The 16,231-nt window shown below is 50.7% G+C and carries 15 protein-coding genes and 1 pseudogene; 12 read left to right on the top strand and 4 right to left on the bottom strand.

Annotated features, from left to right (window positions below; translation table 11 throughout):
* Window positions 1-9 precede the first annotated feature (9 nt).
* On the bottom strand, window positions 10-1,230 hold the full coding sequence (gene ispG, locus IVG45_RS05970) for a flavodoxin-dependent (E)-4-hydroxy-3-methylbut-2-enyl-diphosphate synthase (protein WP_196436964.1): 1,221 nt from the start codon (window positions 1,228-1,230) through the stop codon (window positions 10-12).
* Window positions 1,231-1,336: 106 nt separating this feature from the next.
* Here ispG and IVG45_RS05965 point away from each other — a divergent pair, with 106 nt between their 5' ends.
* The 8 genes from IVG45_RS05965 (at window position 1,337) to nqrM (ending at window position 8,473) form a co-directional block, all read left to right on the top strand.
* A complete protein-coding gene (locus IVG45_RS05965) occupies window positions 1,337-2,065 on the top strand; it encodes a metallophosphoesterase (RefSeq protein WP_196436963.1) in 729 nt (242 codons plus the stop codon).
* 177 nt (window positions 2,066-2,242) lie between these two features.
* Window positions 2,243-3,592, top strand: coding sequence for a Na(+)-translocating NADH-quinone reductase subunit A (locus IVG45_RS05960; RefSeq protein WP_196436962.1), 1,350 nt, complete (start codon window positions 2,243-2,245; stop codon window positions 3,590-3,592).
* The gene (locus tag IVG45_RS05955; protein WP_196436961.1) at window positions 3,592-4,791 is read left to right on the top strand and encodes an NADH:ubiquinone reductase (Na(+)-transporting) subunit B; all 1,200 of its coding nucleotides are present in this window, start codon (window positions 3,592-3,594) and stop codon (window positions 4,789-4,791) included. The genes IVG45_RS05960 and IVG45_RS05955 overlap by 1 nt, the downstream gene beginning before the upstream one ends.
* Window positions 4,784-5,644, top strand: coding sequence for a Na(+)-translocating NADH-quinone reductase subunit C (locus IVG45_RS05950; RefSeq protein WP_196436960.1), 861 nt, complete (start codon window positions 4,784-4,786; stop codon window positions 5,642-5,644). The genes IVG45_RS05955 and IVG45_RS05950 overlap by 8 nt, the downstream gene beginning before the upstream one ends.
* Window positions 5,645-5,653: 9 nt before the next feature.
* Window positions 5,654-6,322: an NADH:ubiquinone reductase (Na(+)-transporting) subunit D gene (locus IVG45_RS05945; RefSeq protein ID WP_196436959.1), complete on the top strand. Its 669-nt coding sequence runs from the start codon at window positions 5,654-5,656 to the stop codon at window positions 6,320-6,322.
* Window positions 6,322-6,930 carry an NADH:ubiquinone reductase (Na(+)-transporting) subunit E gene (gene nqrE, locus IVG45_RS05940; RefSeq protein ID WP_196436958.1) on the top strand — a complete coding sequence of 203 codons (609 nt, stop codon included), beginning with the start codon at window positions 6,322-6,324 and terminating at the stop codon, window positions 6,928-6,930. The genes IVG45_RS05945 and nqrE overlap by 1 nt, the downstream gene beginning before the upstream one ends.
* 10 nt (window positions 6,931-6,940) lie before the next feature.
* Complete coding sequence (gene nqrF, locus IVG45_RS05935) at window positions 6,941-8,161, top strand: NADH:ubiquinone reductase (Na(+)-transporting) subunit F (RefSeq protein WP_196436957.1); 1,221 nt, start codon at window positions 6,941-6,943, stop codon at window positions 8,159-8,161.
* A 96-nt stretch (window positions 8,162-8,257) separates the two neighbouring features.
* Window positions 8,258-8,473 carry a (Na+)-NQR maturation NqrM gene (gene nqrM, locus IVG45_RS05930; RefSeq protein ID WP_196436956.1) on the top strand — a complete coding sequence of 72 codons (216 nt, stop codon included), beginning with the start codon at window positions 8,258-8,260 and terminating at the stop codon, window positions 8,471-8,473.
* Window positions 8,474-8,621: 148 nt separating this feature from the next.
* Here the strand turns inward: nqrM and IVG45_RS05925 are convergent, their stop codons facing one another.
* Together IVG45_RS05925 and IVG45_RS22970 are read right to left on the bottom strand one after the other, a co-directional pair.
* Window positions 8,622-9,413, bottom strand: a complete 792-nt coding sequence (locus IVG45_RS05925) for a hypothetical protein (RefSeq protein ID WP_196436955.1) — start codon at window positions 9,411-9,413, stop codon at window positions 8,622-8,624.
* Window positions 9,414-9,505: 92 nt separating this feature from the next.
* A pseudogene (locus IVG45_RS22970) lies at window positions 9,506-10,031 on the bottom strand (REP-associated tyrosine transposase).
* On the opposite strand from IVG45_RS22970, the gene IVG45_RS05920 reads away from it, so the two are divergent.
* Window positions 9,927-10,235, top strand: a complete 309-nt coding sequence (locus IVG45_RS05920) for a hypothetical protein (RefSeq protein ID WP_196436954.1) — start codon at window positions 9,927-9,929, stop codon at window positions 10,233-10,235. The pseudogene IVG45_RS22970 and the gene IVG45_RS05920 overlap by 105 nt on opposite strands.
* A 9-nt stretch (window positions 10,236-10,244) precedes the next feature.
* Here the strand turns inward: IVG45_RS05920 and IVG45_RS05915 are convergent, their stop codons facing one another.
* Window positions 10,245-11,903 carry an ATP-binding protein gene (locus IVG45_RS05915; protein WP_442923355.1) on the bottom strand — a complete coding sequence of 553 codons (1,659 nt, stop codon included), beginning with the start codon at window positions 11,901-11,903 and terminating at the stop codon, window positions 10,245-10,247.
* A gap of 114 nt (window positions 11,904-12,017) precedes the next feature.
* On the opposite strand from IVG45_RS05915, the gene folP reads away from it, so the two are divergent.
* The 3 genes from folP to IVG45_RS05900 all read left to right on the top strand — a co-directional run bounded on the left by folP (window position 12,018) and on the right by IVG45_RS05900 (window position 16,217).
* Window positions 12,018-12,836, top strand: coding sequence for a dihydropteroate synthase (gene folP / locus IVG45_RS05910; RefSeq protein WP_196436952.1), 819 nt, complete (start codon window positions 12,018-12,020; stop codon window positions 12,834-12,836).
* Window positions 12,833-13,747 (top strand): 1-aminocyclopropane-1-carboxylate deaminase/D-cysteine desulfhydrase, encoded by a 915-nt coding sequence (locus tag IVG45_RS05905; RefSeq protein ID WP_230874771.1) that lies wholly within the window; start codon window positions 12,833-12,835, stop codon window positions 13,745-13,747. Before folP ends, IVG45_RS05905 begins: the two co-directional genes overlap by 4 nt.
* Before the next feature lie 106 nt (window positions 13,748-13,853).
* Window positions 13,854-16,217 carry a TonB-dependent receptor gene (locus IVG45_RS05900; RefSeq protein WP_196436950.1) on the top strand — a complete coding sequence of 788 codons (2,364 nt, stop codon included), beginning with the start codon at window positions 13,854-13,856 and terminating at the stop codon, window positions 16,215-16,217.
* Window positions 16,218-16,231 lie beyond the last annotated feature (14 nt).

Here is a 16,231-nt window from a genome sequence, read left to right as displayed (position 1 = left end):
GATTGTGGCTTAGTGAGCGCTGTAGTGCGATTCGATATAGCGCTCGACCAGAGCTTGGAATTCGCCGGCAATGTTGTCACCTTTCAACGTGACGGTTTTGACGCCGTCTTCGAATACAGGAGCGACAGGGGATTCGCCGGTGCCGGGCAGGCTGATGCCGATATTGGCGTTTTTGCTTTCGCCGGGGCCGTTAACGACGCAACCCATTACCGCGACTTCCATGTTTTCGACGCCCTTGTATTTATCCTTCCAGATCGGCATTTGATCGCGCAAATAGGCCTGAATTTCCTGCGCCAGTTTTTGGAAGTAATCGCTGGTGGTGCGGCCGCAACCGGGGCAGGCGATTACCATCGGTGTGAACGAGCGGAATCCCATGGTTTGCAGGATCTCCTGGGCAACGATGACTTCCTTGGTGCGCGCCGCGCCGGGTTCCGGGGTTAACGAAATGCGGATGGTGTCGCCTATGCCTTGTTGCATCAACACGCCGAGCGCGGCCGAGGATGCGACGATGCCTTTCGAGCCCATGCCGGCTTCGGTCAAGCCCAGGTGCAAGGCGTAATCGCAACGGTTGGACAAGTCTTCATAGATGCTGATCAATTCCTGCACATTGCTGATTTTGCAGGACAGGATGATCTTATCTTTGCCAAGGCCTAGCTCCTGCGCTTTGGCGGCGCTTTCGAGCGCCGACAAAACAATCGCTTCGCGGGTGATGGCTGGCAGTTGTTTTGGATTTGCCAATTGTCTGTTTTCATCCAGCAAACGGGTCAAAACGGCTTGATCGAGGCTGCCGCCGTTAACGCCGATGCGCACCGGTTTATTGTATTTGCAGGCAAATTCGATCATTTGCTGAAATTGTGGATCCCGCGCCTTGCCTTTGCCCACGTTACCGGGATTGATACGGTATTTGGACAGCGCTTGGGCGCATTCCGGATATTTTTCCAGTAACTTGTGGCCGTTGAAATGGAAGTCGCCGATAATGGGGACCGAATAACCTTTTTGTTCCAGACGGTTGACGATTTCCGGTACTGCTTGGGCTGCTTCTTCTCGGTCGACCGTGATGCGGACCATTTCCGAGCCGGCGGTGGACAATTCCATGATTTGTTGAACGCTTCCCGCAACATCAGCGGTATCGGTATTGGTCATGGACTGCACCACAATCGGCGCGCCGCCACCGACTTTAATGTTTCCGACCAAAACCTGTTGTGTGTGTTTTCTGGGGCTAATCGACATAGAATTCTTGTTTGCAATCAATCAAAGTTATTTAAAAAATACCAAGTAAATCACTTAGGAATTAGAATTATACCTCCTTATGAGCAGTAAAACGAAAGAGTAAATTGTGCGGATAAACTACTTTTCTGATGTGCACCTTGAGTTCGGAGAGCAAAGCCTGCCGGAAACCGATGCCGATATTGTGATTGCGGCCGGCGATATCGGGGTTTCCAATCAAGGCGTGGCTTGGTTGAAGGCCATCAACAAGCCGGTGATTTATGTCGCGGGCAATCACGAATTTTACGGCGGCGAATATGGGCAGGTACTCAGCATGCTGCGGCAGGAGTGCGCCGGATCGAATATCCAGTTCCTGGAAAAAGATCAATTTATCTTTCAGGGCGTGCGGTTTCTTGGCTGTACTCTATGGACCGATTTGTATATCGATGGGGATGAGAAAGCCGTCGCGATAGGCAAAACCCTGAATGATTTTCGTAAAGTCCGTTTCAACGATCAAGCCTTCAACCAAAGCCATTTTTCCGAGTTGTATCATGAAGCCAAGGCTTGGTTGGAAAAACAGTTGGTTCAGCCTTATCCGGGTAAAACAGTCGTCATCACGCATCATGCGCCCACCGAATGGAGTTGGATAGAAACGCCGAATGCCTTAAAAAAAATGGCTTATTGCAATGATCTAAAAGCCTTGTTTCATGAGTATGAAATCGCCGCCTGGTTTCATGGGCATGTGCATAACATGGGCGATTATCGAATTGCGGATGCCCGGATTTTAAGCAACACCCGCGGTTATGTCGGTCGCAGGACGGTTGCTGCTTTTGATATCAACAAAGTAATCGATATTTGATATGGAGTTGTAATCCTCGGCTGGCGTTGTTAACGCTCTGTAAGGGGCGATTTGTCGTTGAGTAAGCCTGTAACTTGTGATGTAATGATGCGGTTTTATGTCTTGAACTGCCCTTGAGTTTTGTGGTTCTCAAGGGGCTTTTGGCTGCAATTTGTCTGGAGAGCAGGCTTAACAATTATGCAATTTACAATTAAAAAAGGTTTGGATTTGCCTATCACGGGCGGACCCGAACAAAAGATAACTGATGGTAACAGTATCAAGTCGGTTGCACTTTTGGGTGCCGATTATGTGGGGCTGAAGCCAAAAATGATGGTCGCGGAGGGGGATACGGTCAAGTTGGGCCAAGTTCTGTTTTCCGACAAGAAAAACGAGGGGGTCAACTATACCGCGCCGGGTGCCGGTGTGATTACAGCCATTCATCGTGGCGATAAGCGGGCACTGCTATCGGTCGTGATTGAGTTGAAAGGTAACCAGCAAGAAACCTTTACCAGTTATAAGGAAGCCGAACTGGCTGACCTGTCGGCCGGCCAAGTCAAGGAAAATCTGCTGGCGTCCGGCCTTTGGACTTCGTTTGTCACTCGGCCCTACGGCAAGGTGCCGGCCGTCGACAGCGAGCCGAGTTCAATTTTCGTCACGGCGATCGATACGCGGCCATTGGCGGCGGATCCTTCGGTCATCATCAAAGAACGTGCCAACGACTTTGCTAATGGCTTAAGCGTCATCTCGAAGTTAACCTCGGGCAAAACCTATCTGTGCAAAGCCAGCGGTGCCGATGTCATCAGTAATGCGGCGGTACAAGTGGCCGAGTTTTCCGGTCCACATCCCGCGGGCTTGCCTAGTACCCATATTCATTTCATCGACCCGGTCAATATTCACAAATTTGTCTGGCATATCGATTATCAAGCGGTCATCGCGATCGGCGCCTTGTTTACCAGCGGCAAATTGAACATGGAAAGAGTGGTGTCATTGGCCGGTCCTACCGTCAAGAATCCTCGCTTGGTGCGTACCCGCGTGGGTGCCAGCATTGATGACTTGGTGGCGGGCGAGTTGCAAGATGGTGTTGAAAGTCGCGTGATTTCAGGTTCCGTACTGTACGGCCATGAAGCGGCGGGACCGGTTGCCTTCCTAGGCGCCAATACCTTGCAGGTTTCCGCCCTGAAAGAAGGCCGCGAGCGTGAATTGTTCGGTTGGATAGTACCTGGCAAGGACAAATATTCGGCATTGAATGTTTATGTATCCAGCAAGGATAAAAAAGACAATCGCCTGTTTCCGTTAACCACCGACAAAAATGGCAGTAACAGAGCCATCGTGCCGGTCGGCGTTTACGAGTCGGTGATGCCGCTGGATATTCTGTCAACACCACTGTTGAAAGCCATCGTGGTGGGCGATAGCGATATGGCGCAATCCCTGGGCTGTCTGGAACTGAACGAGGAAGATGTTTCCTTGTTTACTTTCGTCGATCCGGGCAAGCACGACTTCGCGCCAGTGCTCAGAGCTAATTTAAATAAAATAGAGAAGGAAGGATAATGTCGGCTAGAGACCTTTTAGATAGCATAGAGCCGCATTTTACAAAGGGCGGCAAATTTGAAAAGTATTACGGCCTGTACGAGATGGTCGATACTTTCATCTATACGCCGTCCGATGTAACGCGCGGTAAAACCCATGTTCGCGACGGCAACGACCTGAAACGGACCATGACTTTCGTGGTCATCGCCACGGCGTTTTGTATCTTGATGGCCTGGTACAACACCGGTTATCAAGCCAACTTGGCCATGAAAGGCATGGGTCTGGAAGAGACCAACGGCTGGCGCAGTCTGATCATGGCTTTGTTCGGTTACAACCCGTACAACCCGATCTCATGCCTAGTGCATGGCATGCTGTATTTCTTCCCGATTTACATCACTACTTTGGCTGTTGGTGGCGTTTGGGAAGTATTGTTCGCCACCGTGCGTAAACACGAAGTCAACGAAGGCTTCCTGGTTTCTTCGATGCTGTATACCTTGATCCTGCCACCCGATATGCCGTTGTGGCAGGTGGCGCTGGGTATCTCGTTCGGCATCGTGTTGGGTAAGGAAGTGTTCGGTGGTACCGGTAAAAACTTCTTGAATCCCGCGCTGACCGGCCGTGCCTTCCTGTTCTTCGCTTATCCGGCTTCGATTTCCGGCGACGCGGTTTGGGTTGCCGTCGACGGTTATAGCGGCGCGACCGCATTGTCGTTGGCGTCCGCCGGTGGTCTGGAAGCTATCAAAGCCAGCTTCAGCTGGTTACAAGCATTCGTCGGTTTCATTCCGGGTTCGATGGGCGAAACCTCGACTCTGGCTTGCATGCTCGGTGCGACTTTTCTGCTGTACACCCGCGTTGCCTCTTACCGGATCATGGCAGGCGTGTTGATCGGCATGATCGCGATGTCGACATTGCTGAATGTGGTCGGCAGCAATACCAATCCGATGTTTGCGATTCCCTGGTATTGGCACATGGTATTGGGCGGTTTTGCCTTCGGTACGGTCTATATGGCTACCGATCCGGTTTCCGCCGCAGTAACCGACACCGGTCGCTGGATTTACGGTGCTTTGATCGGCGTCATGATTGTCATCATTCGAGTTATCAATCCGGCTTTCCCGGAAGGTGTGATGCTTGCAATTCTTTTCTCAAACATGTTTGCACCATTGATTGATTACTTTGTTGTTCAAGCAAATATTAGAAGAAGGATCAAACGCCATGCTTAATGCCGAGAAAAAGACCTGCAATTATAACGAGCAGCTCTGCAAATATTATGAACAGTTCAGAGTCTATGCCGACCGTATCCTGGCTTTAAGCAACGACAGTCTGGAAAAAACCGTTAACGTGGCGCTGGCCCTGTGTCTGGTTTGCGCAGTGCTGGTTTCGCTGGCGACCGTCGCCTTGCGTCCCTTGCAAGGCTACAACAAGGCGCTGGACATGAAGAAAAATATTCTTGATGTGGCCGGTTTGCTGCAAGACGATACCGATATTGATCAGGCTTTCAACCAAAGAATCGAAGCCAAGTTGGTCGATCTGGCAACGGGTGAATATGTTGACGGCAACGTCGATGAATACGATCAGCGTAAAGCCGCTAAGGATCCAGCGACGAACGAATTGATTCCTGTCGACAAGGACATTGCCAGCATTCGCATGAAAGCCAAGGTTGCCAAAGTGTTTTTGGTGAAAGACGGCGATCAGCTGCAATCCATCATTTTGCCTATCAACGGTTACGGCTTGTGGTCAACCATGTACGGTTTCCTGGCTTTGGAAGCCGACGGTCAAACCGTGCAAAGCATCAACCTGTATGACCAAGGCGAAACTCCGGGCCTGGGTGGCGAAGTCGTCAACCCGAACTGGCGCGCATTGTGGAAAGGCAAAAAAGTCTATTCCGAAAATGGTGATGTGGCGCTGACTTTAGTCAAAGGCACGGTCGATACCAGTCGCCCCGATGCGGTCAATAAAGTCGACGGCTTGGCCGGCGCGACCTTGACCAGTCGCGGCGTCAGCAACCTGATCCAGTATTGGATGGGTAGCGAAGGTTTCGCCACCTATCTAAACAAAATTAGAAAAAACGGTTAGGGCAGAACAATGGATAAAGAAACTAAAAAAGTATTATTCGAACCCTTGGTCGATAACAACCCGATCACCTTGCAGGTGCTCGGGGTTTGTTCGGCGCTGGCGGTGACTTCGCAAATGTCGACCTCGTTGATCATGGCATTGGCCTTGACTTCGGTCACGGCGTGTTCCAGCGCGGCGATCAGCGCCGTGCGTCAGCACACGCCCAGCAGCATTCGGATCATCGTGCAGATGATCATCATTGCGTCGCTGGTAATCGTGGTTGATCAGCTGTTGAAAGCCTTTGCTTTCGATGTCAGCAAAAAGCTGTCGGTGTTCGTCGGTTTGATCATCACTAACTGTATCGTGATGGGCCGCGCCGAAGCCTATGCGATGAAAAATCCACCGATGAAAAGCTTCATCGACGGTATCGGTAACGGCATGGGTTACAGCTTGATTTTGATCATGGTGGCCTTCTTTAGAGAAACCTTGGGCTCGGGTAAATTACTGGGCTTCGACGTGTTGCCTCTGGTCAAGGACGGTGGTTGGTATGTACCTAACGGTATGATGTTGCTGCCGCCTAGCGCATTTTTCATCATCGGCTTGATTATCTGGGGATTCCGGACTTGGAAACCCAAACAAGTCGAGCATAACGAGTTCAAAATCATGTCGATTGCTCACGGTGAAGGAGGGCACCACTAATGGAAGCCTATATCAGTCTTTTTGTTAAAGCGGTTTTCATCGAAAACCTGGCGCTGTCGTTTTTCCTGGGGATGTGTACCTTCCTGGCTGTGTCCAAGAAGATTTCCACGGCGATGGGCTTGGGTATTGCGGTAATGGTGGTGCAAACCTTGACGGTTCCCGCCAATAACTTCATCTATCAAACCTTGTTGAAAGAAGATGCCTTATCCTGGATAGGCATTACCGGCGTCGATTTGAGCTTCTTGAGCCTGTTGAGCTGTATCGGCATGATCGCCGCGATCGTGCAGATTCTGGAGATGATCCTGGATAAGTTCTTCCCGGCTCTGTATCAAGCTCTGGGTATCTTCTTGCCGTTGATTACCGTTAACTGCGCAATTCTGGCCGGTAGTTTGTTCATGATAGAACGCGACTACAACTTCACTGAAAGTGCGGTTTATGGCGTAGGCAGCGGTTTCGGCTGGGCCTTGGCGATTACCGTCATGGCCGGCGTGCGCGAGAAACTCAAATACAGTGACATACCGGCTGCGTTGCAAGGCCTGGGCATCACGTTTATTACAGCCGGCTTGATGTCTCTGGGCTTCATGGCTTTCTCTGGAATTCAATTATAAGGGTATCGTAATGCTGGAAATTGCATTAGGTGTTATTTTCTTCACGGTCATCGTGATTGCGCTGGTGTTTTTGATCATCGGCGCCAAGAACAAACTGGTGGCCTCCGGGGATGTGGAAATTCTGATCAACCATGAGAAGAAAATCCATGTGCCGGTAGGGGCTAAATTATTGACGGCGCTGGCTGATAACCAGTTGTTCGTATCTTCCGCCTGCGGTGGCGGTGGTACTTGCGGACAATGCAAAGTCAAGGTACATAGCGGCGGCGGCGATATTTTGCCGACCGAACAATCGCACATTACCAAACGCGAAGCGGCCCACGGCGAACGTCTGGCTTGCCAAGTGTCCGTCAAGCAAAACATGGACATCGAAGTCGAAGACAGTGTGTTCGGCGTCAAAAAATGGGAATGCACCGTTAAATCCAACGACAACGTCGCGACTTTCATTAAAGAATTGGTATTGGAACTGCCGGAAGGCGAAGCCATCAACTACCGTGCCGGTGGTTATATCCAGATCGAATGTCCTCCGCATGTTTCCAAATACGCGGACATGGACATCGCAGAGGAATATCGCCCCGATTGGGACAAGTTCAACCTGTGGCGCTATGTGTCCGAGGTGAACGAGCCTGTCTTGCGTGCCTATTCGATGGCTTCTTATCCGGAAGAAAAAGAAATCATGCTGAACGTGCGTGTAGCCTCGCCACCGCCAGGCGCACCGGATGGCATACCGCCCGGCAAGATGTCGTCCTTCATCTTCAACCTGAAACCCGGCGATAAAGTCTTCGTTTCCGGCCCATATGGTGAGTTTTTCGCCAAGGATACCGACAACGAAATGGTGTTCATCGGTGGTGGTGCCGGTATGGCGCCGATGCGTTCGCATATCTTCGATCAACTGCGTAGACTGAAATCGAAACGCAAGATGACCTTCTGGTATGGCGCTCGCAGCAAACGCGAAATGTTCTATGTCGAAGATTTCGACATGCTGGCCAAGGAAAACGACAATTTTGAATGGCATGTGGCTTTGTCCGATCCGTTGCCGGAAGACAACTGGAAAGGTTATACCGGATTCATTCACAACGTATTGTTTGAAGAGTTCCTGAAAAACCATCCGAATCCGGAAGACTGTGAGTATTACATGTGCGGACCTCCAATCATGAACTCTTCAGTGATCAACATGTTGATTGCCAACGGCGTCGATCCGGAAAATATCTTCCTGGACGACTTCGGCGGCTAAACAAGCGTTGCGCTGAACATGGAACGAGGAGCGATCTAACGATTTCTCCTCGTTTTTTGTTTTAGGCGGTTTTGAAATGATTTAAGGAGAAGGGCAATGGGTTACTTTTTGGCGACTTTTTTATTCATGTTAATCGTGATAGCGATCATGGCGGTGGGCGTTATCTTCGGGCGCCACGCCATTAAAGGTTCCTGTGGTGGAACCGGCAATTGTGTTTGCGAAGAGAAATGCGACAAGCGTAAAAAACTGGATGCGGAACAAGCCGCACAAGAAGAACAAACTATCGTTTTGGATAGCAAGATGAAAATTTAGGCTGCGAAAGCCGGATTTGATTCTGGCAGCATTCGGAATGCGCTTAGACAGTGTATGTAAGACGGGAACCGGCCTTAACTGCCTATCAGGATAAGTCAAATAATGGCCGGTAAAGGCAATATATTCGCTATTCGAGCAAAGTTAGGCATTACGAGTCCGATCCATTGTCTCGCACACTTTCTAACCAGTTATCTGCAATATGACGGATAAAGATTTCCGCTTCACTTAGTGACATAGGATTTGGCGTATTTGGTCCATGTCCATAAGCGTGTCGAGCCATATCACCAGAAATTTCTGGGCTATGTACGGCATCTCTAAAACGATTGAATTGCTCTTTTGATATACCAAACTGTCTATGGAAATTTTCTCGATTCCCTGCTGGTCCCTGAGCTAGTTCATAAATTTTGTAAATTGTTTCACCGGATGGATTCTCAATAGCTAACAACTCTAAAACCTTTTTCGCTCTTGGACTATAAAAAGCGGGTTCTAGCTTCGAACGTTGACGTTCTAGTTTTGCTTGATATTGCTGTTCTTCGTGTTCTGCGTGCCACTGCTTTAATTCGGTTGCTGAAAGTCCATCTGGTGGAGAAATTGTTATAGCGCAGGCACTTACTGTACTTGTTGATACCAATGATTCAACTTCAAGAAATGCATGGCGTCTTGGTGGATTCGTGGAGTAATCTATGACTGACCCTAGTACAAAATTGGTATCTATTTGTGCAGGGCCTTTAAATGCTTCTCTTACAGCCTTGGCTTTTTCGAATACATCTGCTGAAGTCAAGCAGGCATCGATAACCGGTGATGTTAAAGCCGGATATTCTATTCCTTCAACTAGGTTAAATCCTAATCCGTGAAGCAGGTCGGAAAGATTCCTTGTATTAAGACTCGTCTTTTGAATTTCTATTGCCCATCTCACATTTATAGCCTCATCTATTGGCAATTAATCGAATCATACGTCGCATAACGAGTAATTTTAACGCGATAAGGTGCGCCAAATAGGATGTGCCGACGTTAGGAGGCGCATCGGTCGCGTCACTCAATACCATCAATCTCGTTGTTTTCATCATGCCCCCAATTTCTTTCATAAATACTTTGCTTTACATAACTCTGGAAGCTTGAATAAGGCCAATCGATTACATTTTGAACATGCCCATGTTTTACCGGATTCCAATGAATATAATCGACATGGCGATTGTAATCGTCTTGGTCTTCGATTAAATGCGCCCATAATCGCCGTTGCCATATTCCACGTTCACGGCGTTTTTGACGACATATTCCATCTGACGGAGAAATTACCGTCGTCGGGCGGCAATGTCCAAATGCTCGGCAACTGCTCCATGCGTTGCTCTACCTCCTGCATCCATGCAGTCGAATGTAAATGATTCGGCATGATGACGATGGCATCAATATGAAACGGTTTGCGTTGTTTTACATATCGAAAGGCATTTCGTAATTGATCAATCTCATTAATCAGCAGGCGATTGTTTTTCCGCGCGGCAAGATTGACGGTGAAAAATCACATGGCTTTTGGCATGTAAAAACGTCGGCATTCCGTCATGCTGTGTTTGATACTCGAGCGATGCGCCTCCTAACGTCGGCACATCCTATTAAGCCCGCAATTAACGGAGCGTCATCACATTTTGGACGACAGCTTATTTGCCTTTTATTATCACCGCAAATTAAATCTTATCTGGCAGCAACGGGTCAATCTCAGCCACCTATGCCAGATGTATCGGCGCAGTTCGAGGGCGCCGGAAAATAATGATTGAATTTACTGGCGTGTCTGAGTTCGCCAGTTGTTGACGATGCCTTCGACGTCGAGATCGTCCGGTCCTTCTCGCCAGCCGGTAAAGTAATCGACGTCGTTACTTTTCGGTTCCGGGTTCGGCCGGTAGATTTGTACCCGCGTCGGTAGTGGGGCTGCTTCGCCCAGTACCAAGGCCTCGCCGCGGCCCAATGAGGTTAGAATGTCGGTCAAATCGCCCTCGGCTTCAGGTACCAGGCCCCTGATATAGGCTTGGTCGTCGGGGTTGGTGGTTCTTAGGCAAATAAACGAACTGCATTGTGCCAGCATGGTTTCCGACAATTCGGTCGGCCTTTGGCTGACTACGCCGATGGATACGCCGTATTTACGGCCTTCCTTGGCGATCCTTTCCATCATTTTCTTGGTGCCCTCGAATTGGCCGCCTCTTTCCCTGGGGATGTAGGCGTGAGCTTCCTCGCAGATCAGCGTGATTGGGAATTCACGCCGCTTGGGGTTCCAGTAGTTGAATTCATAGGCCAGGCGGCCGACCTGGGCCGAAACCGCCGGGCGTATGTCGGTCGGTACCGAGCTTAAATCGACCACGGTGATATTGGCTTTTTTGTCGCCCAAGCCGATGAATTGCCTGAGTAAATCCGCCATGCTAGCCGAGTTGTTGCGTTTTTTGGGCTTTAACAAAAAGTCGTAGCGCACGTCGTTGAACCGGCTTTGCATCCTGACTAAAAATTGGTCGAACTGGCCGAACAACGCGCCTTGAGTCTTGCCGAAATCCTTGCGCTCTTCATTGGCGGCCTTGAACTGCATATACATTTCCGCCAGTGAAAAATAAATCGGGGTGTCGATGGAAACCGAGCTCAAGCCTATATCCTTAGCTTCCTTGCGTTTGAGCGTCTGCAGAATTTCGCGCAAAAAAGCCATTTGCATCGACGCGCCACGGTCATCCTTGTCGATGAATAAATCCACCAATTCCGCATAAGACATCATCCAATAAGGCATTTCCAGTTCCATCGCGTCGACGTAATTCACCAATTCCTCGGGAAAGGCCGATTGAATTTTACCCTCCTGATTTTTCCAGCAATATTCGCCATGCAGATCCAGCATGATCAAATGGGTCTTGGGCATGGCTTTGATGGTGTGTTGTATCATGCTGGTCACGGTCCAGGATTTGCCGGAACCGGATTGTCCCAGAATCGCGAAATGGCGGCCGAACAAGGCGCGCGGGTCCAGGCTCAAGTGATAGTCTTTATGCGACGCGAGTTGGCCGATGAAGAACTGATATTCGCGAAACTTGACGAAAATGGCGTTGATTTCTTCGAGTCCGACGGCATATACATTGGCGCCGGGGGTGGGGTAGTGGCGCACGCCGCGAATGAACGCATTGTTGTCGTTGAGTTCGCCGACCGGGATCAGCGAAATGAACCGGTCCGTGGCGCGGTTGCCCAGGCTGTCGAAACGATCACGTTCCCACATTTTGAATACCAGGGCCAACACACTGATATTGGTTTGGCGTATCACCACATAGGAACCCAAATTACCGGCCAAGATCTCTTCGTTGCCGACTTTGATGATGGGGGCCGCCGTCGAATGTTCCTCGGTGATGCGCGCATCCATGCCGTCGCCGCGCACCTCCGTCAGATGCCCAATTAAAATTTTGTCATTTTCTGCCATCGTCATCCCGCCTGCGCTAAAATTAACCGCCTTAGCTTAGCCGATTTTGCCGCCGCGTGGTGAATTTGCATACCCGATTCGAGCAAGAGCGGTATCACATTTTCAGGAATTCGTATGTTCAATCGCCATGCCGGCCCTCAAATCATGGGCATACTTAACGTGACACCGGATAGCTTTTCCGATGGCGGTAAGTTTACCGGGGTTGCCGCCGCATTACGGCGGGCGGAGAGTATGCTCGAGGAGGGCGTGGACATCATTGACGTCGGTGGCGAGTCTACCCGGCCCGGCTCCGATCCGGTTCCGGCCGATGAACAATTGCGGCGCGTCCTTCCGGTTATCAAGGCGTTGACGCAAGCCTACCCACGATTGTTGCTCAGCATCGATACCACGTTGAGCGCCGTCGCCGATGCGTGCCTGAATGCCGGGGCGGCGATGATCAACGACATCTCGGCCGGGCTGGACGACGCCGATATGTTGCCCCTGGTTGCGACTAGTCAAGCGCCCATCATTTTGATGCACATGCAAGGTACGCCGAAAACCATGCAGGACAATCCCTGCTATGACGACGTGGTAGCCGAGGTGGCAATTGCGCTGCAACAACGTATCGACGCGGCCCTGGCGGCCGGGATCAGGCCGGAGAATATTGCCATCGATCCTGGCATCGGATTTGGTAAGCGCAAACAGGATAATATCGAGTTGTTGGCGCATCTAAATCGGTTTGTCGGTTTTGGCTTTCCGGTATTGCTGGGTACTAGCCGTAAACGCTTCATGGGCAGCCTATGCAATGTCAGCGAACCGGCCGAACTCGTCACCGCTACCGCCGTCACCACCGCCTTGGGCGTAATGGCTGGGGTGAGTATGTTTCGGGTGCATGATATCAAAGCCAATCGGCAGGCGGCCGACGTGGCTTGGGCCATCAAGCAGGCACGGTGAACTCGGCGTTGCATCCACGTCTTAAGCTGCTCGAGTCACAATTAAGTGTTCCGACCTTGACGCCTATATTCGATGATAAGTTAACGGCTCAGCGGCTGGAGTTGTGGATCAAACGCGACGACTTACTGCACCCGGTTATCTCGGGCAACAAATGGCGTAAACTCAAATTTATTCTCAATCATGCGCTCTACAGCGGTGCCGATAGCATCGTCAGTATGGGCGGTGCTTATTCCAACCACCTGCATGCATTGGCTTTTGCCGGCAAATGTCTGGGGCTGAAAACCATCGCCTATGTGCGCGGCGAGCAACCGCAAAAATTCAATCCGACATTGATCGATTTGCAAAACTGGGGCATGGAGCTGCGTTTTGTCACTCGCAGCGATTATCGTCAGCTGCGGGCATTCAAGCATCACGATAGTCTACCTGATTTGAAACCCGGTCAATATTGGCTAGCGGAAGGTGGCGCCAGCAATCTGGCTTTACAAGGCGTTGCCGAAATACTGGCCGAGATTGAACGGCCTTTTGATGTGTTGGTGACGGCGTGCGGCACCGGTACTACCTTGGCCGGATTGATTGCCGCGGCGCCCGCCCATTTGCAAGTGGTTGGGATTGCGGCTTTGAAAAATGCCGGTTATCTGAGTGACGAGGTAAACCGGTTGTTGCCTAACAATTCATCTCTGGCTGGCTGGCAAATTCTTTTGAATTATCATTTCGGCGGATTTGCCAAGACTACGCCCGCGTTGGAACAATTCATCCGCTATTTCTCGGCCGAACATGGCGTCCCGCTGGAGCCGATTTATACCGGTAAAATGCTATTTGCCGTGTTTGATTTGCTGAATAAGGGCTTTTTTATGCCAGGGCAACGCATAGTGGTTTTGCACACGGGCGGGCTGCAAGGGGTAAGGCATTAGCAAAAAACGAGAATTTGGCCGCAAAAACAACAATTAAACCTAAGGATATATCAACGGTTTACAACATAATGAGCCACAAAAACTCCGACTTTAACCGTTCCAACCTATGAAAATATCATTCACCAGTCAGTTACAACTCCAACTGTTCACGTTATGGGTGACATCGTTTTCTACAACACCTATCCAGGCCGAAGAGGCGGTCAGACTTGAAAATGTGATAGTCGAAGGCATCTCCGCCCCAGGCAATGGATTGATGACGCCGCAGAATTCGACCCAAGCCACTAGCGTAGTCTCTCGCCCGGCCATCGAGCAGAAAAACAGTCTAAACAATGTTTACCAAGCCATGGACATGCTGCCGGGAGTTAATACTTATAGTTATGACGCGACCGGATTGTTTGGCGGCGGAATCCGCATGCGGGGTTTTAACAGTGATCAGATTGGTGTCAGCATTGATGGCGCGCCAATGAACGATGCCGGTAATTTTGCGGTATTTGCCTCGGAACTGGTGGAATTGGAAAATCTGGAACAGATTGACGTTATCCAAGGCGGTAATCCCACCGATGCGCCCATGGTCGGCGCCACCGGCGGCTCGATAGGGATGCTGACATCCAATCCCACCGACCAGGCCCGATTTCGGGTGCAACAAAGCTATGGCGCTTTCGACGCCTATAAAACTTTTTTACGGGCCGATACCGGTTATTTGGGCGATCAGCGCTTCAAGGCCTTTGTTTCGGTGTCCAAGGCCGAGGCCGATAAATTCAAGGGCTATGGTGGCGCCGATCGGGAACATTTGGATTTTAAAGGCGTACTCAACCTGTCGCCCGGTAACAGTATTACCGGCGGTTTGCTGTATAACGAGCTTTACAACAATAATTTGCGCACGTTGACTTTGCGGGAAATCCAGACGCTCGGCCGTTATGCCGATTTCGGTAATCAACCGCCCGCCCATTTAGTCGGCGTGAACGGCACGGCGCAGGTCGAGCGAGTCCCGGCCGATAATTATTTCGATCTAAGCCTTAATCCCTACCGGAATTATCTGGCGACCTTGAAAGGCCGTTTTGAGCCGATGCCTAATCTGAAATTTGATGTCGACCCTTATTACAACTACGGTTACGGCACCGGCGGCAACGAGCTTAGAACCCTTGCCGAAAGCAATGGCAGCGGCAAAATCGGTGGCGGCGTGGCCGACATCAATCAGGACGGCGACAGCCGCGATACCGTGATGATTTACAGCGGAGCCCTGACTGAAACGCAGCGCCCCGGTGTAACGGCCCGCCTGCATAGCAAGCTCGCCAACCATCACCTGATGGCCGGATACTGGTATGAATATGCCCATCATCGCCGCACGCAACCGGGGGTACGTTTCGATGGGGCCGGCAATAGCGCCGACCCTTGGCTGGAAAATACATCGGCATTGCTGCTCCGCCAGGATGGCACGCCGTTTCAGGGCCGGGATTTTCTGACCGAAAATTATTCCCAATCGTTTTTTGCCCAGGACGACATCAAGTTCTTGAACGATAAATTGCTGTTGTCACTGGGTTTTCGCTATACCGAGCTTAGGCGTGATTTCTACAATTATGCCAGCGAGGGTTTTCCCGCCGATTACAACGTCAAGGCCAGTTATGCCAGGCCGTTGCCCAATGTCGGTATCCGTTACCAGTTCACTGAACAGCAACAAATTTTTGCCAGCCGGGCCGAAAACTTCAAGGCTCCGCCCGATTCGGTGTTTTACGGCCTGATCAACGGCGGCACGGCCGGCGCCGATGGCAAATTAACCGGCTACAGATTGAAATCGGTGAATATCGACGAGGAAGTCTCAACCAATTGGGATCTGGGTTACCGGTTTAGCAACCAGGATGTGTCATTCGCCGGTACCTTGTTTTACATCGATTACCGCAATCGTATCGCTTCGGCCTACGACCCAATTAATGCCACCAGCACCAATTACAACGTCGGCGATTCGACCACCAAGGGTGTGGAACTGGAATCAGCCTGGCGTTTTTTGCCCAACTGGAGCGTGTACGGCTCGTTTTCCTATACTCATAGCCGGATGGAACAGAATCTGCGGACGGCGGCCAATAGTTTCGAAAACACGGCCGGCAAGGCCTTTCCCGATGTGCCCGAGTATCTAGCCGGCGCCGCCTTGCAATATCGCAACGGGCCATGGTCGGCCAATTTATCCGCTAAATACACCGGCCGGCGTTATTCCACCCTGGTCAACGATGAGTCCATCAGCGGCTATACCTTGGTGAGTTTCGATGCCGGTTATCGGCTGCCATCGACCGGCTGGTTTCGCGATCCGATGGTCAGATTCAATGTCTATAATCTGCTGGATGAAGATTACCTGAACCTGAATGCCGGTAGCGGCAGCACTTTTACCACGCGCGCTCAAGGTGCCGGAGGTATTGCCCCTTCTTATTACATCGGTGCTCCTCGCAGTTTCAGCGTCATGCTGTCGACCGATTTTTGAAGGGATTTTTAGAC

It is taken from the genome of Methylomonas sp. LL1, assembly GCF_015711015.1.
Classification (GTDB): Bacteria; Pseudomonadota; Gammaproteobacteria; order Methylococcales; family Methylomonadaceae; genus Methylomonas.
This window is presented reverse-complemented; position numbering and strand designations above follow the sequence as displayed.